This is a genomic window from Serratia plymuthica, assembly GCF_018336935.1.
Classification (GTDB): domain Bacteria; phylum Pseudomonadota; class Gammaproteobacteria; order Enterobacterales; family Enterobacteriaceae; genus Serratia; species Serratia plymuthica_B.
Genome location: NZ_CP068771.1, coordinates 572,750 through 593,686, shown reverse-complemented (window position 1 = coordinate 593,686; position 20,937 = coordinate 572,750). Strand labels below are relative to the sequence as shown.

Genomic DNA, 20,937 nt, shown 5'->3' with positions numbered 1-20,937 from the left:
GCCGTTTGGCCCTTCCGCAGAAGGGCCAAACCGCATCAGTCCCAGAAATCCTGCGCCGGATCCACAACCGGCCTGACAATGCCCGCGCGGATGGTGAAATCGCCAAAGCCTTCGCCCGCGGTGCGCTCTGTCGCCCAGCGGCCAACCAGTTGGTCGATCTCCTTGAGGATTTCTTCTTCATTGATATTTTCACGGTACATGCGCGGAATGCGCGTCCCTTCGCGGTTGCCGCCCAGATGCAGGTTATAGCGACCTACCGCCTTGCCCACCAGGCCCAGCTCCGCCAGCAACGCGCGGCCGCAGCCGTTCGGGCAGCCGGTGATGCGTAGCACGATGTGTTCGTCACCCACGCCGTGCCGGTGCATGATCCCTTCCACCTTGGTGACGAACTCCGGCAGGAAGCGCTCGGCCTCCGCCATCGCCAGCGGGCAGGTAGGATACGACACGCAGGCCATCGAGTTTTTACGCTGCTCGCTGATCCCGTCGTCGATCAGGCCATGATCGCGCGCCAGGGCTTCGATCTTCGCCTTCTCGCTTTCCGGCACGCCGGCGACGATCAGGTTCTGATTGGCGGTCAGACGGAAATCCCCCTTGTGGATGCGGGCAATCTCGGCAACGCCGGTTTTCAGCGGGCGGCCCGGATAGTCCAGCAGGCGGCCGTTTTCAATAAACAGCGTCAGGTGCCATTGATTATCGATGCCTTTTACCCAACCGATACGATCGCCACGGCCGGTGAATTCGTACGGGCGGATAGGTTCAAAGGTAATGCCGGCGCGTTTTTCCACTTCGGCGCGGAAGGTATCCACACCGACGCGTTCCAGCGTGTATTTGGTTTTGGCGTTCTTGCGATCGGTACGATTACCCCAGTCGCGCTGGGTGGTCACCACCGCTTCGGCTACCGCCAGCGTGTGCTCCAGCGGAATGTAACCGAACTCGCTGGCCTGGCGCGCATAGGTCTTTTTGTTGCCGTGTTCAATCGACAGGCCACCACCCACCAGCAGGTTAAAGCCCACCAGCTTGCCGTTCCTGGCGATCGCCACAAAGTTCATGTCATTGGCGTGCAGATCGACGTCATTCTGCGGCGGGATCACCACCGTAGTCTTGAACTTGCGCGGCAGATAGGTGGCGCCGAGGATCGGCTCTTCGTCGGTGGTCGCCACTTTTTCCTGATCCAACCACACTTCCGCATAAGCGCGGGTACGCGGCAGCAGATGCTCGGAGATCTTCTTCGCCCACTCGTAGGCTTCCTGATGCAGCTCGGACTCCACCGGGTTCGAGGTGCAAAGCACGTTGCGGTTCACGTCGTTGGCGGTAGCCAGCGCGTCCAACCCCAAGCGGTTCAGCAATTGGTGCACCGGCTTGACGTTGCCCTTCACAATACCGTGGAACTGGAAGGTCTGACGGTTGGTGATGCGAATGCTGCCGTACAGCGTGCTTTCCTGCGCGAACTTATCGATGCCCAGCCATTGCTGCGGGGAAATAATGCCCCCCGGCAAACGGCAGCGCAGCATCATCGCATGACGCGGTTCCAGCTTCTGCTCGGCGCGCTCGGCGCGGATATCGCGGTCGTCCTGCTGGTACATGCCGTGGAAACGGATCAGCAAGAAGTTGTCGCCGTTGAAACCGCCGGTCAGGCCGTCCTTCAAATCTTCGGCGATGGTACCGCGCAGGAAGTTGCTTTCTTTCTTCAAACGCTCGGCATCGGCCAATTTGCCTTCGACCACCAGAGGCCCCGGGTGTTTATCACTCATCAGTAAACATCTCGCTGATAACGGCGCTCAAGGCGCAGCTCGCTTAAAAATTCATCCGCCAGCTCGGTATCCATGCCACCGTGCTCGGCCACCAGTTCCAGTAATGTGTTTTCCACGTCTTTCGCCATGCGGTTCGCATCTCCACAGACGTAAATGTGCGCGCCTTCCTGGATCCAGCGCCACACTTCCGCGCCCTGTTCGCGCAGTTTGTCTTGTACGTAAACCTTATGCTGCTGGTCACGCGACCAGGCCAAATCGATGCGGGTCAACAGGCCGTCTTTGACATAGCGCTGCCATTCAACCTGATACAGGAAATCTTCAGTAAAATGCGGATTGCCGAAGAACAACCAGTTCTTGCCGCTCGCACCCTCAACGTCGCGCTGTTGCATAAAGGCACGGAACGGGGCAATGCCGGTACCGGGACCGATCATGATCACCGGAGTTTCCGGGTTGGCAGGCAGGCGGAAGTTGTCGTTATGCTCAATGAAAACCCGTACGTCGCCGTCCTCTTCCAGGCGATCGGCCAGGAAGCTGGAAGCGCCGCCGGCGCGGGCGCGGCCATCGATGTCGTAACGTACGACGCCAACGGTAACGTGCACTTCGTTTTCGGTCTCAGCCTGCGAGGAGGCGATGGAATACAGACGCGGCGTCAGCGGGCGCAGCAGGCCAATCAACTGCTCGGCGCTGAGATCCGCCGGGGCCTGGCGCACCATGTCGACGATCGGCGTATTGTGCGCGTAATGCTGCAACGCGGCTTTATCCGCCAACAGGCCAATCAATTTCTCGTCACGCGACAGCGCGGCATATTTATCGACAATCGGCGTGGTGTTTTGCGTCAGCTCGAAGTGGCTGCGCAACGCTTCAGCCAGCGGCAAGGTCTTGCCTTCCACTTCTACCGGCTCATCCCCCTTCAGCCACAGCAGCTGAACCAGTTCGTCCACCAGCGCGGGATCGTTATCGAACCATACGCCCAGCGCATCGCCCGGTTTGTAGCGCAGGCCGGAATCACCGAGATCGATCTCGATGTGGCGCACGTCTTTATCGGAGCCGCGGCCGGTAATTTTTTGCTTCACGGCCAGTTGTGCAGTCAGCGGCTGTTCTTTGCTGTACGGGCTGCTGTCGAGCAGGTCGACCGCACCACTCGCCAGCACGCCCGGTGCGGCGTTTTCCGCCGGCGCACGCGCTTTCAGCACATCCACGACCTGCTTGCGCCAGGCTACGGCCAGTTCCTGGTACTCCACATCGGCGTCAATGCGCTCCACCAGGCGTTCGGCGCCCAGCTCGGCCAGCTTGCCGTCGAAGTCTTTACCGGACTGACAGAAGTTCTCGTAGGAAGTGTCTCCCAGCCCGAAGACCGCAAACGCCGTCTCGTTAAGCTTGGGCGCTTTTTTCGAGAACAGGAATTTATGCAGCGCAACCGCCTCTTCCGCCGGCTCGCCCTCCCCCTGCGTGGAGGCGACGATCACCAGCAGACGCTCCTGGGCGATCTGCTTGAACTTGTAGTCGCCGGCGTTCACCAGCGTGACGCTCAGTTTGGCGGCCAGCAGATCGTCACGCAGTTGCTCCGCCAGGCGGCGCGCATTGCCGGTCTGGGACGCAGAAATTATCGTAATGCTGGCGGCAGCGGATGCAGCCGGCGCAATGGCTACGGCTCCAGGTTGTTGGTTAACCATTCCCCAGAAATAGCCTGACAGCCACGCCAGCTGCGTCGGTGAATATTCACCAATCGCCGCCTGCAAGCGCGCCAGCTGTTCGGGCGTCAGCGGGAGCAAAGATGTTGGAGGAGCCTGAGTCGTCATCGCAGTACTTATTTCCTTACTTATAGCCTATGAATTTCAAGTGCAGCCAGGCGGCCAACTCGCTCACCCCAGGCGCTTACTGAGCTAAGTCACGGGGTGAGCGAGTGCAGGTAACAACGCTGCAGTTTGAAAGGCAACGGGTATGGCACCTATCCAGCCAGGTGCGCGCCAATGTCAGTCGCTGTCTTTTCGTTCAGTCTGGGGTCCTGAAAAGATCAGGAGAGTTTGTAAGGTTACCGAGCACAATAGCAACGATTAAATAAGGGATAGCAATAAATAATAACCAAAATGACTAAGCGGTTTTTCTGGTAAGGGATAGTGGTTAAAACGCTAAAGAGCGATTTTTATCCTTTTGAAAACAAATCGGTTTTTTTGGCGACTTTTGAATGAATCGCATTTACCGCTGATTACCCCATTCGATAGGTACAACGCGGACCAAACAAAAAAAGTGTTAACGCCGGTTTAACGGCGCGCGGCCAGACTAAAGCAGTATAAATGGCAAGCAGGCACGCTTTCCGGTACTATGCGGCGGTTTTTGAGTCAATGAGGCCGTAATAATGGCAACCACGCTGTTTAAAGATTTTCAGTTTGAAGCCGCACACCGCTTGCCGCATGTGCCGGAGGGCCATAAATGCGGCCGTCTGCATGGGCATTCGTTTATGGTGCGTCTGGAAGTGACCGGTGAAGTGGATGCGCACACCGGATGGGTGATGGATTTCGCCGAGCTTAAAGCCGTGTTCTCGCCAATTTGGGAGCGCTTGGATCACCATTATCTGAACGATATTCCAGGATTGGAAAATCCCACCAGCGAAGTGCTCGCCGCCTGGATCTGGCAGCAGCTTAAACCTCAGTTGCCGGAACTGAGTGCGGTCATGCTGAAGGAAACCTGCAGCGCGGGATGCGTCTATAAGGGTTGATCTCCTTCATACCTGAAGTGGCATCGGTGTTGGCTGCGCTCACTCACCCGAATCGCTGACTCATGTCAGCTCATCGGGCTTCGTTTGCCGGCCGCCTTGATGCCACTCCAATTATTTTGGAGATCGGATTTAACCGTTGTTAAGCAATATTCAAATACTTATGCGTCTGCATCGACAAGCGCCAGTTGCGCGCAATGCAGGTTTCAATGCACAGCCGAGTCGCCTCTTCCTTTTGACTGATGGGCTGCAACGCGATAATCCGCGGCTTTTCATCATGCAACGTCGCCAATAGCGCATCCAGCGCTTCAATATCACGCTCGCGTCCAACCGGATGCTTCACCTCGTCTGCACGCTGCAAAGCCTGATCCAGCACCTTCATGCCGCCGCGCATATTCACCTTGGGGGAAACCGTCACCCAGGTTTTCGCCGAGCACCGAACCTCATGAGTACCGCTGGTTTCAATCTGGCAGCCATAGCCGTTGTCTTCCAGCAGTTGGGTCAGCGGGGTCAAATCGTAAATGCACGGCTCGCCGCCGGTGATCACCACGTGACGAGCGGTATAGCCCTGCTGACGGATAACCGCAAGCAGTTGTTCCGCACTGGCGCTGCCCCAGGCATCGCTCTCCTCGGTTTTGACCAGGATCCGCTGCATATCCACTTCCCGATTGGCTTCCTTTTCCCAGGTATGTTTGGTATCGCACCAGCTGCATCCTACCGGGCAGCCCTGCAGGCGGATAAAAATGGCCGGAACGCCGGTAAAAAAGCCTTCGCCCTGCAAGGTTTGGAACATTTCATTAATCGGGTACTGCATCGGTTTCTCAATCAGGATAGGGAAAAAGCGATTATCTCAGATTACGGCCCGGCAACCAAACCGGCTAAATTGTATTAAATTTTATCTTCTCGCCATGGCCCAGCCTATCCCACCGTCTATCTGCTTCATTTATTACGTTTATCCTCGTCAGCCGCCACATTGGCGATGCATCCTGCGGCGTAAAAACAACATGCAGATAACAAATCAGACAAATATATTTGACATAAATCGTTGCGGCGCAGATGTATATACAGGCAAGCACAAGTCGGACATCAGTTCCGGCAGTGCATCCACCAATATCACATCTGCGTTTAGAGGGTGCCATGGCTCATTCCACCGAGTTGAATATTCAGCAGGCCATCGACGACAGCAAATTCTCGCTGTTTCATTGGACCTTGATCATTTTGGGATTCCTGATCCTTGCCATTGATGGTTTTGACACTGCGGCAATGGGTTATATCGCCCCTTCGGTCGCCAAAGATTGGGGAATTGTGAAACAGGATCTCGGTCCGGTGCTGAGCGCCGCGCTGCTGGGGCTGTCACTCGGCGCGCTGGTGGCCGGGCCGATCTCCGATCGCATCGGCCGCAAGCGGGTGTTGGTGTTTTCGTGCCTGTTCTTCGGCCTGTCCAGCCTGGCCACCGCCTATGCCGGTTCGCTCAACAGCCTGACGCTGTGGCGCTTTCTGACCGGGCTGGGCCTGGGTGCGGCGATGCCGAACGCCATCACGCTCATTTCCGAATATGCGCCGCAGCGCTGCCGCTCGATGGCAATTAACACCATGTATTGCGGCTTCCCGCTGGGTGCCGCCGGTGGTGGCGCCATCTCATCGTGGCTGATCCCGACCTATGGCTGGCACAGCGTGCTGCTGCTGGGAGCAATAGCTCCTCTGATCCTGACGCTATTGCTGATCCTGTTCCTGCCGGAATCGGTGAAGTACATGGTGAACCGCGGCAAGGATGCGATGAAAATCAGACGCATCGCCCAGCGCTTCGTCAGCCAGAATATCGATAACGTCACGCGTTTCTACCTGTATGAAGAGAAGCTGGCGCAGTCAAAAACCAGCGTCGGCCTGCTGTTCACCCGCCCTTATCTGGCCGGCACACTGATGCTGTGGCTGACCTACTTCATGGGGCTGGTGATTTATTACGTGCTGCTGAGCTGGATGCCGATCCTGATGCAGGGGCTGGGTTACCCGCTTGAACAGTCGGCCATTCTGACCTCGTTGTTCACCTTCGGTGGCACCCTCGGCATTCTGGCGGCCGGCTGGCTGATGGACCGCTGGAACGCCCATAAAGTGGTGTCGAGCGGTTTTGTCATTACCGCCCTGTTGATTGTGGCAATGGCGACCGAGGACAGCCATATCGTGCTGCTGGGTGCCTTTATCTTCCTGATGGGCATCACCATGAACGGCGCGCAATCGGGCCTGCAAACGCTGGCCGCCACCTTTTACCCCACCCACAGCCGCGCCACCGGTATCGCCTGGATGCAAGGCATCGGCCGTTTTGGCGGCGTTGCGGGCACCATGATGGGCGCGCAATTGCTTGCCATGCACTGGGAAGTGCAAAGCATCCTGATGTTCCTGTGCGTACCGGCCCTGATCGCCGCCATCGCAACGGTATTCAAAATGACCCGAAAAACGGTGCTGCAGCCGGCAGCATAAGGTTAATGCCCGCCATTATGGGATACCTCCCTATGTCCCAGAGTGGCGGGCATTTTGCTTTCATCGATATGACTTTTTTATCACCGCCGCCAACTTGTAATGAGCATGTAAAATTATTGTGATTTAACACTCAAAAATGACCCATTTTTAATTCATTTTTGTTGAATAGCTCACTGTTCTCCTGCGTCAACCTAATGACCCAAACACCAAAAACAAATTCATCCAACTGATAATTAACAAAAATAACTTTCTCTTATGCCATTTAAGGCATTCACTGGTCAGTGTTGCATATGCTTGTACATACAAGTATATGTTAATAAACCCTACGCATTATTATGGCGTGGTGATTAACCCCACCGCGTTATGGAATCTGCACCGATACTGTTTGAGGAAAATGCTGTGACTGCAAATAACAAAGTTCGCCATGTCGATGTACGCGCGCCACGCGGCACACAATTAAATGCAAAAAGCTGGCTGACCGAAGCGCCGCTGCGCATGCTGATGAACAACCTCGATCCTGAAGTAGCGGAAAACCCGCATGAACTGGTGGTGTACGGCGGTATTGGTCGCGCCGCGCGTGACTGGGATTGCTACGACAAAATTGTCGCCACCCTGAAAACGCTGGAAGACGACGAAACGCTGCTGGTGCAATCCGGCAAGCCGGTCGGCGTATTTAAAACCCACAGCAACGCGCCGCGCGTGCTGATCGCCAACTCCAACCTGGTGCCACATTGGGCCACCTGGGAACACTTTAACGAACTGGATGCCAAAGGCCTGGCCATGTACGGCCAGATGACCGCCGGCAGCTGGATCTACATCGGCAGCCAGGGCATCGTCCAGGGGACTTACGAGACCTTCGTGGAAGCCGGCCGCCAGCATTACGACGGCAGCCTGAAAGGCCGCTGGGTACTGACCGCCGGTCTGGGCGGCATGGGCGGCGCTCAGCCGCTGGCCGCCACACTGGCCGGTGCCAGCTCGCTGAACATCGAATGCCAGCAGAGCCGCATCGATTTCCGTCTGAAAACCCGCTACGTCGATGAACAAGCCAAGGATCTGGACGACGCGCTGGCGCGCCTCAAGAAATACACCGCAGAAGGCAAAGCCATCTCTATCGCCCTGTGCGGCAACGCGGCGGATATCCTGCCTGAACTGGTGCGCCGCGGCGTGCGTCCTGACATGGTCACCGACCAGACCAGCGCCCATGACCCGTTGAACGGCTACCTGCCGAAGGGCTGGAGCTGGGAAGAATACCGCCAGCGCGCGCAGACCGAACCTGCGCAGGTGGTCATCGCCGCCAAGCAATCGATGGCCGAACACGTGGAAGCCATGCTGGCCTTCCAGAAGATGGGCGTGCCGACCTTCGACTACGGCAACAATATCCGCCAGATGGCGAAAGAAATGGGCGTCAGCAACGCCTTCGACTTCCCGGGCTTCGTGCCGGCCTATATTCGCCCGCTGTTCTGCCGCGGCGTCGGCCCGTTCCGCTGGGCCGCACTGTCCGGCGATCCGCAGGACATCTACAAAACCGACGCTAAAGTTAAAGAGCTGATCCCGGATGACGAGCATCTGCACCACTGGCTGGATATGGCGCGCGAGCGCATCAGCTTCCAGGGGCTGCCGGCGCGTATCTGCTGGGTCGGTCTGGGCCAGCGCGCCAAGCTGGGCCTGGCGTTCAACGAGATGGTACGCAGCGGTGAACTGTCTGCGCCGATCGTGATTGGCCGCGACCACCTGGACTCCGGCTCGGTCTCAAGCCCGAACCGCGAAACCGAATCGATGAAAGACGGTTCAGACGCCGTCTCCGACTGGCCGCTGCTTAACGCCCTGCTGAATACCGCCAGCGGCGCGACCTGGGTTTCTCTGCACCACGGCGGTGGCGTCGGCATGGGCTTCTCGCAGCATTCCGGCATGGTCATCGTTTGTGACGGTACCGATGAAGCCGCCGAGCGCATCGCCCGCGTCTTGCATAACGACCCGGCCACCGGCGTCATGCGCCATGCCGATGCCGGTTACGACATCGCCATCGAATGTGCCCGCGAGCAGGGCCTGAACCTGCCGATGGTCGCCGCCACCCAAGGAGACAAAGCATGAAAGCGCTGACTATTCGCCCAGGCCAACTTCGGCTTTCGCAACTGCGTGAGGTTTATCAACATCCGGTTCGCCTTCAGCTTGACGACAGCGCCTATGCCGCCATTCAGCAAAGCGTCGCCTGCGTAGAGCGCATCGTTGAAGAAAACCGCACCACTTACGGCATCAATACCGGTTTCGGCCTGCTGGCGTCTACCCGTATCGCCCGTGAAGATCTGGAAAACCTGCAGCGTTCGATCGTGCTGTCTCACGCCGCCGGCGTGGGCGCCCCGACCGACGACAACCTGGTGCGCCTGATTATGGTGCTGAAAATCAACAGTCTGTCGCGCGGTTTTTCCGGCATCCGCCTGGAAGTGATCCAGGCGCTGATAGCGCTGGTGAACGCAGAAGTGTATCCGCACATTCCACTGAAAGGCTCCGTTGGCGCCTCCGGTGACCTAGCGCCGCTGGCTCACATGAGCCTGGTGCTGCTGGGTGAAGGCAAGGCCCGTTATCAGGGCGAATGGCTGCCTGCCACCGATGCGCTGGCCAAAGCGGGCCTGAAGCCGCTGACGCTGGCCGCCAAAGAGGGCCTGGCGCTGCTGAACGGCACCCAGGTTTCCGCCGCCTTTGCCCTGCGCGGCCTGTTCGACGCGGAAGATCTGTACGCTGCGGCCACGGTCACCGGCAGCCTGACGGTGGAAGCCGCTCTGGGGTCACGCAGCCCATTTGACGCGCGTATCCATGAGGTGCGCGGCCAACGTGGCCAGATCGACGCCGCCGCAGCCTATCGCCACCTGCTCGGCGAGCGCAGCGAAGTGTCCGATTCGCATCGCAACTGCGAGAAAGTGCAGGATCCTTATTCCCTGCGCTGCCAGCCGCAGGTCATGGGCGCCTGCCTGACGCAGATCCGCCAGGCCAGCGAAGTGCTGGAGATCGAAGCCAACGCGGTGTCCGATAACCCGCTGGTGTTCGCCGAGCAGGGCGACGTGCTGTCCGGCGGTAACTTCCATGCCGAACCGGTCGCCATGGCCGCCGACAACCTGGCGCTGGCGTTTGCCGAAATCGGCTCGCTGTCCGAGCGCCGTATCTCGCTGATGATGGATAAGCACATGTCGCAGTTGCCGCCATTCCTGGTGGACAACGGCGGGGTGAACTCCGGCTTTATGATCGCCCAGGTGACCGCCGCAGCGCTGACCAGCGAGAACAAGGCGTTGGCCCACCCGGCCAGCGTCGACAGCATCCCGACCTCCGCCAACCAGGAAGACCATGTCTCCATGGCGCCTGCCGCAGGCCGCCGCCTGTGGGAAATGGCGGATAACGTGCGCGGCATTTTAGCCGTCGAGTGGCTGGCCGCCTGTCAGGGGCTGGATCTGCGCAAAGGCCTGAAAACGTCGGAAGCCCTGGAGCAGGCACGCCGCACGCTGCGTGAACATGTCAGCTACTACGACAAGGATCGTTTCTTCGCCCCCGACATTGAAGCCGCCAGCCTGCTGTTGGCGGCAGGTCATCTGACATCGCTGATGCCAGCAGCGCTGCTGCCTAGCCAGGCATAAATAAAACCTCTACCCAACGTCGTCGGAGTCGCCGCTAACAACGCGGCGACTTCGAGTAAACAAGGGTTATACCACGCAGTTTGTTCTGTCCCGCCGGATGCGTTCCACCCGGTGCGGATAGCGCGTGCCTGTTCGGCAATAAAAACTCAACGGGAAGCAACATGCGTAACGAAACAACACAACTCAGACGCGGATTAAACGCGCGGCATATCCGCTTTATGGCGCTCGGTTCCGCCATCGGCACCGGCCTGTTCTACGGCTCCGCCGGGGCGATCCAACTGGCCGGCCCGGCCGTGCTGCTGGCCTATCTGGTCGGCGGCGCGGCGGTGTTTATGGTGATGCGCGCGCTGGGCGAAATGGCGGTGCATCAACCGGTCTCAGGTTCATTCGGCCACTACGCCAGCCACTATCTTGGCCCGCTGGCCGGTTTCCTCACCGGCTGGACCTATACCTTCGAAATGGTGATCGTCGCCCTGGCGGACGTCACCGCCTTCGGCATCTATATGGGGCTGTGGTTCCCGGACGTCGCCCAGTGGGTGTGGGTGCTCAGCATTATCATGTTTATCGGCGCGCTCAACCTGTGCAGCGTGAAAGTGTTCGGCGAAATGGAGTTCTGGCTGTCGCTGATCAAGGTCGCGGCTATCGTAGCGATGATCGTCGGCGGCGCAGCGGTGATGCTGTTTGGTTTCGGCCAGACCCAGCACGCCACCGGCTTTAGCAATCTGTGGCAGCACGGCGGCTTTATGCCAAACGGCATCGGCGGCGTGATCGCCTCGTTGGCGGTAGTGATGTTCGCTTTCGGCGGCATTGAAATCATCGGCATCACCGCCAGCGAGGCGAAAGACCCTGCGAAGGTGCTGCCGAAAGCGATCAATGCCGTGCCGGTGCGCATCCTGCTGTTCTATGTGCTGACGCTGCTGGTGCTGATGGCCATCTATCCGTGGAACAGCATCGGCCAGAACGGCAGCCCGTTTGTGGAGATCTTCAGCAATCTGGGCATCAGCTCCGCCGCCAACGTGCTGAACGTGGTGGTGATCACCGCCGCCATTTCCGCCATCAACAGCGACATCTTCGGCGCCGGCCGCATGATGTACGGCATGGCGCAGGATGGTCAGGCACCGAAAAGCTTCTCCAAACTGACCGCCAACGGCGTGCCCTGGATGACGGTGCTGGTGATGTCTGTCGCCCTGCTGTTGGGCGTGGTGCTTAACTACCTGATACCAAAACAGGTGTTTATGATCATCGCCTCCATCGCCACCTTCGCGACCGTCTGGGTGTGGCTGATGATCCTGCTGTCGCAGGCAGCCATGCGCCGTACGCTGACGCCACAGGAAGTCAGCAAACTGAGTTTCCCGGTTCCCTGGTGGCCGATAGCGCCGGCGCTGGCGACGGTGTTCATGCTGTTCGTCATCGGCCTGCTCGGTTACTTCGAGGATAGCCGCATCGCCCTGTACGTCGGGCTGGTGTGGGTGGCTTTCCTTACCCTGGCATACTGGTTGTGGGTGCGTAAAAAAGGCGGGGGTTCACCCGTCACGACCTCACCGCAGTATTAAACCCACGAGCCCGCCGTTCCCGGGCTCTTCGTCATTAAACGTGGAGTATCACGATGCAAACACGACATAAACTATGGATCCCCTTAATCGCGCTCGGGCTGATGACAGGCAGCCTTTCCGCGCGCGCCGCAGGTTGGTGCGAATCTGGTAAACCGGTCAAGTTCGCCGGACTGAACTGGGAAAGCGGCATGCTGCTGACCGACGTCATGCAATATGTGCTGCAAAAGGGCTACGATTGTAAAACCGACGCGCTGCCGGGTAACTCTATCACCATGGAGCAGGCGATCGGCACCAATGACATTCAGGTGTTCGCCGAAGAGTGGATTGGCCGCAGCGAAGTCTGGAACAAAGCAGAGAAAGCCGGCAAGGCTGTCAGCGTCGGCGCGCCTATTGTTGGCGCAGTCGAAGGCTGGTATGTGCCGCGTTACGTGATTGAAGGCGACGCCAAACGCAAACTGAAACCCCTGGCACCGGATCTGAAAAGCATCCCGGATCTCGCCAAATACGTGCAGCTTTTCCGCGATCAGGAAGAGCCTGACAAAGGCCGCTTCTACAATTGCCCGGCAGGCTGGACCTGCGAGCTGGATAACACCGCCATCCTGAAAAAATTCAAACTGGAGGATAAGTTCACCAACTTCCGCCCCGGCACTGGCCCCGCACTCGATACCGCCATTCTTTCCAGCTACCGCCGCGGCGAACCTATTTTGTTCTACTACTGGTCGCCAACCCCGCTGATGGGCCAGCTCGATCTGGTGAAACTGGACGAGCCCGGCGTGGACAAGAACATCCACATCAAAGTCGGGATTTCCAGCGTGTTTAACCAGCAGGCGCCTGAACTGGTGCAAATGTTGGCAAAAGTGAATCTGCCGCTCGATCTGGTCAATCAGAATCTGGCGCGCATGAGCAAGGAACGCATCAGCTCGCAGAAGCTGGCGCTGGAGTTCTTCAAACAGCACCCGGATATCTGGAAACAGTGGGTCAGCGAAGACGCGGCGAAAAAAATTCAGGCCTCTTTGTAACCGCTTTTGATTTTAGTAAACACCAACCCGGGGCCTGATGCGCCTCGGGCCAAACAGGGGCAAAACTTATGTTTCCAGAACGCTTTACCTTCTCCATCGCCGATTGGATCAACGGCTGGGTCGATGCGCTGGTCACCCAATATGGCGACATGTTCCGCAAGATCTCCGATACCCTGCTGTGGGCGGTGATCCACCTTGAGAGCCTGCTGCGCGCCACGCCGTGGTGGCTGATGTTGGCGCTCGTCGGCCTGTTGGCCTGGCATGCCACCCGGCGCTGGCTGCCGACGGTAGTGATTGTCGGCCTGCTGTTGCTGGTCGGCACCGCAGGCATGTGGGACAAATTGATGCAAACCCTGGCGCTGGTGCTGGTCGCCACGCTGCTGGCGGTGATTATCGGCATTCCGCTGGGCATACTGTCGGCGCGCAGCAACCGTGTGCGGGCGATAATGATGCCGCTGATGGATGTGATGCAAACCATGCCAAGCTTCGTGTACTTGATCCCGGTGCTGATGCTGTTCGGCCTGGGCAAGGTGCCGGCAATCCTGGCGACGGTGATCTACGCCACGCCGCCGCTGATCCGCCTGACCGATTTGGGGATCCGCCAGGTGGATAAGGAAGTGATGGAGTCCGTCACCGCCTTTGGCGCCAACAGTTGGCAGAAACTGTTCGGCGTGCAGTTGCCGCTGGCGCTGCCAAGCATCATGGCCGGCATCAACCAGACCACCATGATGTCGCTGTCGATGGTGGTCGTCGCCTCGATGATCGGCGCACGCGGCCTGGGCGAAGACGTGCTGGTGGGCATTCAGACGCTGAACGTGGGGCTGGGGCTCGAAGCCGGGCTGGCGATCGTTATCCTGGCGGTGGTCATTGATCGCATCACTCAGGCCTATGGCCGTTCCGCCGTTGCGAGGTAATTCCGATGAACAAAATCGAAATCAAAAACGTTTACAAAATCTTCGGCCACAAAACTGCTGCGGCGCTGGCAATGAGCCAGCAGGGTAAGACCAAACAGGAAGTGCAGACGGCGACCGACTGCGTGGTGGGTGTGCACGATCTGTCGATGTCGATCGAAGCCGGCGAGATATTTGTGATCATGGGCCTGTCCGGATCGGGAAAATCCACGCTGGTGCGTCATTTCAACCGCCTGATCGATCCCACCAGCGGCCAGATCCTGGTGGACGGCGAAGACATCCTGCGTTACGACGAAAAACGGCTCGAGCACTTCCGCCGCCACAAAATCAGCATGGTGTTTCAGAGTTTCGGCCTGCTACCGCACAAGACGGTGCTGGACAATGTGGGCTACGGCCTGAAAGTCCGGGGCGAAAAGAAAGAAGTGTATCAGGAGCGTGCGCAGCACTGGATTAATACCGTCGGGCTGAAGGGGTATGAGAAATCTTACCCGCACCAGCTATCCGGCGGCATGCGGCAACGCGTCGGTCTGGCGCGCGCACTGGCGACCGATACCGACATCATTTTGCTGGACGAAGCCTTCAGCGCACTCGATCCGCTAATCCGCGCCGAAATGCAGGATCAACTGCTGGCGCTGCAAAAAGAGCTTAACAAGACGTTAGTGTTTATCACTCACGATCTGGATGAAGCGGTGCGGATCGGCAACCGGATTGCGATCCTGAAAGACGGCAAACTGATTCAGGTCGGCACGCCGCAGGATATTCTTAATAACCCGGCCGATGAGTACGTCAACCGCTTCGTGCAGCGCCGCCTGGCGCTGGATGAAAACGTGCAGAAGCCTCGCCCGACAATCGTGGCGCGCGCCTGAGGATACCGCTATGCATTATCCCTCTTCAGTAGTGATCGATTGCCAACCGCTACGCTGGCAGGACGTAGTGGCAGTGGCTCGCCACCGGGCGCCGATAAGCCTGTCTGACGCCGCCTGGGCGCGGATCGAGAACGCTCAGGCTATCGTGCGGCAAATCGTCGCCGGCGAACAACGCGCCTATGGCGTCAATACCGGACTCGGCGCGTTGTGCAATCAGGCGTTGCATGGCAAACAGCTGACGCAGCTGTCGCGCAATACGTTGATGAGCCACGCCTGCGGAGTTGGCGCGCCACTGAGCGACGACCAGACCCGCGCCATTATCTGTTGCGCCATCGTCAACTACAGCCACGGCAAGTCCGGCATTCAGCGGCCGGTGGTAGAAGCGCTGCTGGCGCTGCTTAACCGCGGCATTACGCCACAGGTGCCGGCGCAGGGCTCGGTCGGCTACCTGACCCATATGGCGCACATCGGCATCACATTGATCGGCCTGGGTGAAGTCAGCTATCGCGGGCAAATCGTCGCCGCTGCGCAGGCGTTGGCCGAGGAAGGTATCGTGCCGCCACCGCTCGGCGCCAAAGACGGTCTGTGCCTGGTTAACGGCACGCCCTGCATGACCGGATTGAGCTGCCTGGCGCTGGCCGATGTCTGGCGGCTGGCCCGTTGGGCCGACGTGTTGGGAGCAATGAGCTTTGAGGCGTTGGGCGGGCAAATCGCCGCCTTCGACACCGAAATTTTAGCGCTCAAACCGCACCCAGGCATGCAACGAGTGGGCAGTAACTTGCGGATGCTCTTGAACGGCAGCGAGATGATAGCCGCCAGCGAGGGTATTCGGACTCAGGATGCTCTGAGCATCCGTTCGATCCCACAGGTACATGGCGCCTGCCGGGATCAGATCGCTCATGCCGAACGGCAAATTGAAACCGAGCTGAACGGTGCTACCGACAACCCCCTGCTGCTCGGTACGCCGGACAATTATCGCGTCATGTCGCAAGCCAATCCGCACGGCGAATCAGTAGCCATGGCCGCCGATTTGCTGGCTATCGCCATCGCTGAACTGGGCGGTATCGCCGAACGGCGCATCGATCGTTTGATCAATCCGCTGGTCAGCGGATTGCCGGCATTTTTGGTCAGCGAGCCGGGGGTCAACTCCGGCATGATGATAGCCCAATACGTGGCGGCTGCGCTGTGCGCGGAGAATCGCCAGTTGGCTCAGCCCTGCGTGGTGGACAACTACGTGACCTCGGCGTTGCAGGAAGATCACCTCAGCATGGGCACCGGGGCGGCGCTGCGGCTGCATAAGGCGCTGGCCAATGTTAACCAGATCCTGGCGATTGAGTACCTGCTGGCGGCGCAGGCGTTTGAATTCCTTACGCAATACCGTTTCGGCACCGGAACCGGGCGCGCCTGGCAACGGCTGCGGCAAAGCGTCGCGCCTTATCATCAGGATCGCTGGCTGGCGCCGGATATCGCCGCCAGCGCGGCGTTGATTGCCGATCAAGGCGTGTTGTACGAAATCGCCCCAGACCTGGCTTGAACTTACGGCCCTTTCGCCATGAAAGGGCCATTTTATGGCGGAATGACATCGCCGGCTCACCGCCGACAATCACGGTCCTGCTCCGCATCAAGCCCTCATCCAGCCGCCCACAGGGCAGCGAGAAAATATTAACTCAACATAAATAACCCACTATTACTCCCGTAAATGATGAATGCTGAATAAATGGCAATAAAAAACCCGCCGCAGCGGGTTTTTATTTAGCAACGAACCAAGCCGTTATTACTGACCTTTAACTTCTTTCAGGCCGTTGAACGGTGCGCGGTCGCCCAGCGCTTCTTCGATACGGATCAGTTGGTTGTATTTTGCAACGCGGTCAGAACGGCTCATGGAACCGGTTTTGATCTGGCCAGCCGCAGTACCTACCGCCAGGTCGGCGATGGTTGCGTCTTCGGTTTCACCTGAACGGTGAGAGATCACCGCGGTGTAGCCTGCGTCTTTCGCCATCTTGATAGCAGCCAGAGTTTCGGTCAGAGAACCGATCTGGTTGAATTTGATCAGGATGGAGTTAGCGATGCCTTTATCGATGCCTTCTTTCAGGATCTTGGTGTTGGTAACGAACAGGTCGTCGCCCACCAGCTGGATTTTGTCGCCCAGCACTTTGGTCTGGTATGCGAAACCAGCCCAGTCAGATTCGTCCAGACCGTCTTCGATAGATACGATTGGGTACTGTTTGGTCAGGTCTTCCAGGAAGTGAGTGAACTCTTCGGAAGTGAAGGCTTTGTTGCCTTCGCCGGCCAGAACGTATTTGCCGTCTTTGTAGAACTCAGACGCTGCACAGTCCATCGCCAGAGTAACGTCTTTACCCAGTACGTAGCCTGCCGCTTTTACCGCTTCTGCGATAACAGCCAGCGCTTCGGCGTTGGAACCCAGGTTTGGCGCGTAGCCGCCTTCGTCACCTACTGCGGTGTTCAGGCCTTTGGCCTTCAGCACTTTCGCCAGGTGATGGAACACTTCAGAACCGATGCGAACGGCTTCTTTCAGGGTTTTCGCGCCAACCGGCTGAATCATGAATTCCTGAATGTCGACGTTGTTGTCAGCGTGCTCGCCACCGTTGATGATGTTCATCATAGGCAATGGCATAGAGAATTTGCCTGGGGTGCCGTTCAGTTCAGCGATGTGCTCATACAGCGGCATGCCTTTAGAGGCAGCAGCCGCTTTGGCGGCAGCCAGGGAAACCGCCAGAATGGCGTTTGCACCGAATTGAGATTTGTTTTCAGTGCCGTCCAGGTCGATCATGATCTTGTCGATGTTAGCCTGGTCTTTGGCATCTTTACCCAGTACTGCCTGAGCAATCGGGCCGTTTACTGCAGCAACGGCTTTCAGTACGCCTTTACCCAGGAAACGAGACTTGTCACCGTCACGCAGTTCCAATGCTTCACGGGAACCGGTAGAAGCACCTGACGGCGCAGCAGCCAGACCTACGAAACCGCCTTCCAGATGCACTTCGGCTTCAACAGTCGGGTTACCGCGGGAGTCGATGATTTCACGACCGATGACTTTAACGATTTTGGACATTAGGTTTTCCTCAGTACAAGTTAAACTAAAACTCCAGACAAACAGCGCGCGGTTCTCACCGCGCGCCGCTTACCAAATATTTTATTTCACCTGGCGCTTCTGGTGCTCACCAGCGGCCTTCACAAAACCGGCGAACAACGGATGACCATCACGCGGCGTTGAAGTAAATTCCGGGTGGAACTGACAAGCTACAAACCACGGGTGATTCGGCAGTTCAATAATCTCAACCAGCTTGTTGTCTGCAGAACGGCCGGCAACACGCAGCCCGGCGGCTTCGATCTGCTTCAACAGCATGTTGTTGACTTCATAACGGTGACGATGACGTTCAACAATGGTCGGTTCGCCGTACATCTGGCGCACCAGGCTATTGTCGGTCAGGTGGCATTGCTGGCCACCGACACGCATCGTGCCGCCCAAATCGCTTTCTTCAGTGCGCACTTCGACGTTGCCGTCTTCGTCACGCCATTCGGTGATCAACGCCACCACCGGATACTTGCAGTCTGGCACAAACTCGGTTGAGTTGGCGTTCTCCATACCCGCTACGTTGCGGGCGAACTCCATCAGCGCCACCTGCATGCCCAGGCAGATGCCCAGATAAGGGATGTTGTTTTCACGCGCATAACGCGCGGTCATCACCTTGCCTTCTACGCCACGGTAGCCAAAGCCGCCTGGGATCAGAATCGCGTCCAGACCTTTCAGCACTTCCACACCGCGGGTTTCGACATCCTGCGAGTCGATCAGCTTGATGTTCACGGTCAGACGATTTTTCAGGCCGCCGTGTTTCAAGGCTTCAATCACCGACTTATACGCATCCGGCAGTTCGACATATTTGCCGACCATGCCGATGGTCACTTCGCCGCCCGGATTGGCTTCTTCGGAGATCACCTGTTCCCATTCGATCAGGTTCGCTTCCGGTGCGTTGAGGCTGAATCGTTTACAAATATAATCGTCCAGGCCCTGAGATTTCAAGAGGCCTGGGATTTTATAAATAGAATCAACGTCTTTCAGGGAGATAACCGCTTTTTCCGGCACGTTGCAGAAAAGTGCGATTTTCGCGCGTTCGTTAGCAGGAACGGTGCGATCGGAACGGCAAATCAGCACATCAGGCTGAATACCGATGGAAAGCAGCTCTTTAACGGAATGCTGAGTAGGTTTGGTTTTCACTTCACCGGCGGCGGCCAGGTACGGCACCAGCGTCAGGTGCATGTACAGGGTGTGCTCACGGCCCACTTCTACCGCCATCTGGCGGATGGCTTCCAGGAACGGCAGCGATTCGATATCGCCGACGGTACCGCCCACTTCCACCAACACCACGTCGTGGCCTTCGCCGCCTTCGAGGATGCGCTCTTTGATCGCGTTGGTGATGTGCGGGATAACCTGTACGGTGGCGCCCAGGTAGTCGCCACGGCGTTCTTTACGCAGAACGTCGGAGTAAATGCGACCCGTGGTGAAGTTGTTGCGGCGCGACATTTTGGTGCGGATGAAGCGCTCGTAGTGGCCCAAATCCAGATCGGTTTCTGCCCCGTCTTCGGTGACGAAAACTTCCCCATGCTGAATCGGGCTCATGGTGCCCGGATCCACGTTGATGTACGGGTCCAGTTTCATGATGGTAACGTTGAGGCCACGGGCTTCGAGAATAGCCGCCAGAGAGGCTGCGGCAATGCCTTTACCCAGAGAGGATACGACCCCGCCGGTCACAAAAATATAATTAGTTGTCATGCTGAACCTGAGAGTTTAGGTTTAAAGACGATGGAAGTACCAAGACGGGAAAGTAGTATACCCGAACCTCTCCAGACCTACAAACGATCGTTTTGCTGTCCATCATCTCTGTCACCACCGGGAGTTCATCAGGGTTTAATCCGTGGGCACCTTGCTTACTGTCTTTTTAAAACAATGAGTTAGCATGGAAAATTTTCTTTTACCGCCGTTTCATGGCACCAAAACGCCTTAAATTTCAGTTTGTTGGCATTTTCTTGCCGTTCTCTCGTCGTTCAGCAAACCAGGACTCCGAGCTTAACCGTTTCAGCTTGAGCGAATCTTGTCGCCGATCAACATTACGGCCCGCATCGAACAACTTTAGGACAACGCCGCCCGGGATTAGTTTTCCTGACGTTTAACCTGTTGCCACGCCTCTTCCATCTGCTCCAGCGTAGCCTCTTCCATCTGCATCCCGCGCTGTTTGACAATCTCTTCCACCTGCCGGAAACGGCGCTCGAACTTGCGGTTGGCCGCCTGCAGCGCGTTTTCCGCCTTGTGCCCGAGATGGCGCGATAAATTCACCGTCGCGAACAGCAGATCGCCGATTTCCTCTTCCAGCTTCTGCTCGTCGACCACCGCTTGCCTGGCTTCATGCATCACTTCGTCGATCTCTTCGTACACCTTGTCCAGTACCGGCCCCAGGGTATGCCAGTCGAAACCGACCGAGGCGCAACGCTTCTGGATTTTGTGCGCCTTCATCAGTGCCGGCAATGCCTGCGGGATATCGTCCAGCGCAGAATGCAGCGCCTTCTCGGCGCGTTCGCCGGCCTTCAACTGCTCCCAGCGGGCCGATACCGCTTCGCTATCCGCCGCATCGGCATCGCCGAAGATATGCGGGTGGCGGCGCTCCAGCTTGTCGCTGATGGCGTTGCACACCTCATCGAAGTCGAACAGCCCCTGCTCCTGGCCCATCTGGGCGTAAAACACCACCTGGAACAGCAGATCGCCCAACTCATCGCGCAGATCGGCGTAATCCTGACGCTCAATGGCGTCCAGCACTTCGTAGGTTTCTTCCAGCGTGTAAGGCGCGATGGTGGCGAAGGTTTGCTTGCGGTCCCATGGGCAACCGTTCTGCGGGTCGCGCAGCGTTTTCATGATGTTCAGCAGGCGCTGCAGCGGGGAGGATTGGGTCATAAAAAGATCTCTGAGAAAGAATGGGTACGCATTTGCGCGTCCGCCGGATGAGTCGCCAACGGAT

At 57.8% G+C, this 20,937-nt stretch carries 15 protein-coding genes; 9 read left to right on the top strand and 6 right to left on the bottom strand.

Going from position 1 to position 20,937, the window contains the following annotated elements:
- Positions 1-35: 35 nt before the first annotated feature.
- Positions 36-1,751, bottom strand: coding sequence for an assimilatory sulfite reductase (NADPH) hemoprotein subunit (cysI, locus tag JK621_RS02715; RefSeq protein ID WP_212558547.1), 1,716 nt, complete (start codon positions 1,749-1,751; stop codon positions 36-38).
- On the bottom strand, positions 1,751-3,550 hold the full coding sequence (cysJ, locus tag JK621_RS02710; RefSeq protein ID WP_212558546.1) for an NADPH-dependent assimilatory sulfite reductase flavoprotein subunit: 1,800 nt from the start codon (positions 3,548-3,550) through the stop codon (positions 1,751-1,753). The genes cysI and cysJ overlap by 1 nt, the downstream gene beginning before the upstream one ends.
- A gap of 557 nt (positions 3,551-4,107) precedes the next feature.
- On the opposite strand from cysJ, the gene queD reads away from it, so the two are divergent.
- On the top strand, positions 4,108-4,467 hold the full coding sequence (gene queD / locus JK621_RS02705) for a 6-carboxytetrahydropterin synthase QueD (RefSeq protein ID WP_212558545.1): 360 nt from the start codon (positions 4,108-4,110) through the stop codon (positions 4,465-4,467).
- Positions 4,468-4,606: 139 nt separating this feature from the next.
- Here the strand turns inward: queD and queE are convergent, their stop codons facing one another.
- The gene (gene queE / locus JK621_RS02700) at positions 4,607-5,278 is read right to left on the bottom strand and encodes a 7-carboxy-7-deazaguanine synthase QueE (RefSeq protein ID WP_062869657.1); all 672 of its coding nucleotides are present in this window, start codon (positions 5,276-5,278) and stop codon (positions 4,607-4,609) included.
- 323 nt (positions 5,279-5,601) lie between these two features.
- On the opposite strand from queE, the gene JK621_RS02695 reads away from it, so the two are divergent.
- The 8 genes from JK621_RS02695 (at position 5,602) to hutH (JK621_RS02660) (ending at position 16,445) form a co-directional block, all read left to right on the top strand.
- The gene (locus JK621_RS02695; RefSeq protein ID WP_212558544.1) at positions 5,602-6,939 is read left to right on the top strand and encodes an MFS transporter; all 1,338 of its coding nucleotides are present in this window, start codon (positions 5,602-5,604) and stop codon (positions 6,937-6,939) included.
- A gap of 399 nt (positions 6,940-7,338) precedes the next feature.
- On the top strand, positions 7,339-9,030 hold the full coding sequence (gene hutU / locus JK621_RS02690; RefSeq protein WP_212558543.1) for a urocanate hydratase: 1,692 nt from the start codon (positions 7,339-7,341) through the stop codon (positions 9,028-9,030).
- A complete protein-coding gene (gene hutH, locus JK621_RS02685) occupies positions 9,027-10,562 on the top strand; it encodes a histidine ammonia-lyase (protein WP_212558542.1) in 1,536 nt (511 codons plus the stop codon). The genes hutU and hutH (JK621_RS02685) overlap by 4 nt, the downstream gene beginning before the upstream one ends.
- Positions 10,563-10,723: 161 nt before the next feature.
- A complete protein-coding gene (locus JK621_RS02680) occupies positions 10,724-12,115 on the top strand; it encodes an amino acid permease (protein WP_212558541.1) in 1,392 nt (463 codons plus the stop codon).
- A gap of 53 nt (positions 12,116-12,168) precedes the next feature.
- Positions 12,169-13,134, top strand: a complete 966-nt coding sequence (locus tag JK621_RS02675) for an ABC transporter substrate-binding protein (protein WP_212558540.1) — start codon at positions 12,169-12,171, stop codon at positions 13,132-13,134.
- Positions 13,135-13,202: 68 nt separating this feature from the next.
- Positions 13,203-14,048, top strand: a complete 846-nt coding sequence (locus JK621_RS02670; protein WP_212558539.1) for an ABC transporter permease — start codon at positions 13,203-13,205, stop codon at positions 14,046-14,048.
- 5 nt (positions 14,049-14,053) lie between these two features.
- Positions 14,054-14,911 (top strand): quaternary amine ABC transporter ATP-binding protein, encoded by an 858-nt coding sequence (locus JK621_RS02665; protein WP_212558538.1) that lies wholly within the window; start codon positions 14,054-14,056, stop codon positions 14,909-14,911.
- A 10-nt stretch (positions 14,912-14,921) separates the two neighbouring features.
- Positions 14,922-16,445, top strand: coding sequence for a histidine ammonia-lyase (gene hutH, locus JK621_RS02660; protein WP_212558537.1), 1,524 nt, complete (start codon positions 14,922-14,924; stop codon positions 16,443-16,445).
- Between the two features lie 240 nt (positions 16,446-16,685).
- Here hutH (JK621_RS02660) and eno read toward each other — a convergent pair whose 3' ends face one another.
- The 3 genes from eno to mazG all read right to left on the bottom strand — a co-directional run bounded on the left by eno (position 16,686) and on the right by mazG (position 20,873).
- The gene (gene eno / locus JK621_RS02655) at positions 16,686-17,981 is read right to left on the bottom strand and encodes a phosphopyruvate hydratase (RefSeq protein ID WP_006317669.1); all 1,296 of its coding nucleotides are present in this window, start codon (positions 17,979-17,981) and stop codon (positions 16,686-16,688) included.
- 81 nt (positions 17,982-18,062) lie between these two features.
- Positions 18,063-19,700: a glutamine hydrolyzing CTP synthase gene (pyrG, locus tag JK621_RS02650; protein WP_212558536.1), complete on the bottom strand. Its 1,638-nt coding sequence runs from the start codon at positions 19,698-19,700 to the stop codon at positions 18,063-18,065.
- Between the two features lie 378 nt (positions 19,701-20,078).
- Entirely contained in the window at positions 20,079-20,873 is a 795-nt protein-coding gene (gene mazG / locus JK621_RS02645; protein WP_212558535.1) for a nucleoside triphosphate pyrophosphohydrolase, read from the bottom strand.
- Positions 20,874-20,937 lie beyond the last annotated feature (64 nt).

Bases quoted from the DNA above. Each gene is read 5' to 3' on its own strand.
- cysI (WP_212558547.1), bottom strand. From the start codon at position 1,751: ATGAGTGATAAACACCCGGGGCCTCTGGTGGTCGAAGGCAAATTGGCC.
- cysJ (WP_212558546.1), bottom strand. From the start codon at position 3,550: ATGACGACTCAGGCTCCTCCAACATCTTTGCTCCCGCTGACGCCCGAA.
- queD (WP_212558545.1), top strand. From the start codon at position 4,108: ATGGCAACCACGCTGTTTAAAGATTTTCAGTTTGAAGCCGCACACCGC.
- queE (WP_062869657.1), bottom strand. From the start codon at position 5,278: ATGCAGTACCCGATTAATGAAATGTTCCAAACCTTGCAGGGCGAAGGC.
- JK621_RS02695 (WP_212558544.1), top strand. From the start codon at position 5,602: ATGGCTCATTCCACCGAGTTGAATATTCAGCAGGCCATCGACGACAGC.
- hutH (WP_212558542.1), top strand. From the start codon at position 9,027: ATGAAAGCGCTGACTATTCGCCCAGGCCAACTTCGGCTTTCGCAACTG.
- JK621_RS02680 (WP_212558541.1), top strand. From the start codon at position 10,724: ATGCGTAACGAAACAACACAACTCAGACGCGGATTAAACGCGCGGCAT.
- JK621_RS02675 (WP_212558540.1), top strand. From the start codon at position 12,169: ATGCAAACACGACATAAACTATGGATCCCCTTAATCGCGCTCGGGCTG.
- JK621_RS02670 (WP_212558539.1), top strand. From the start codon at position 13,203: ATGTTTCCAGAACGCTTTACCTTCTCCATCGCCGATTGGATCAACGGC.
- JK621_RS02665 (WP_212558538.1), top strand. From the start codon at position 14,054: ATGAACAAAATCGAAATCAAAAACGTTTACAAAATCTTCGGCCACAAA.
- hutH (WP_212558537.1), top strand. From the start codon at position 14,922: ATGCATTATCCCTCTTCAGTAGTGATCGATTGCCAACCGCTACGCTGG.
- eno (WP_006317669.1), bottom strand. From the start codon at position 17,981: ATGTCCAAAATCGTTAAAGTCATCGGTCGTGAAATCATCGACTCCCGC.
- pyrG (WP_212558536.1), bottom strand. From the start codon at position 19,700: ATGACAACTAATTATATTTTTGTGACCGGCGGGGTCGTATCCTCTCTG.
- mazG (WP_212558535.1), bottom strand. From the start codon at position 20,873: ATGACCCAATCCTCCCCGCTGCAGCGCCTGCTGAACATCATGAAAACG.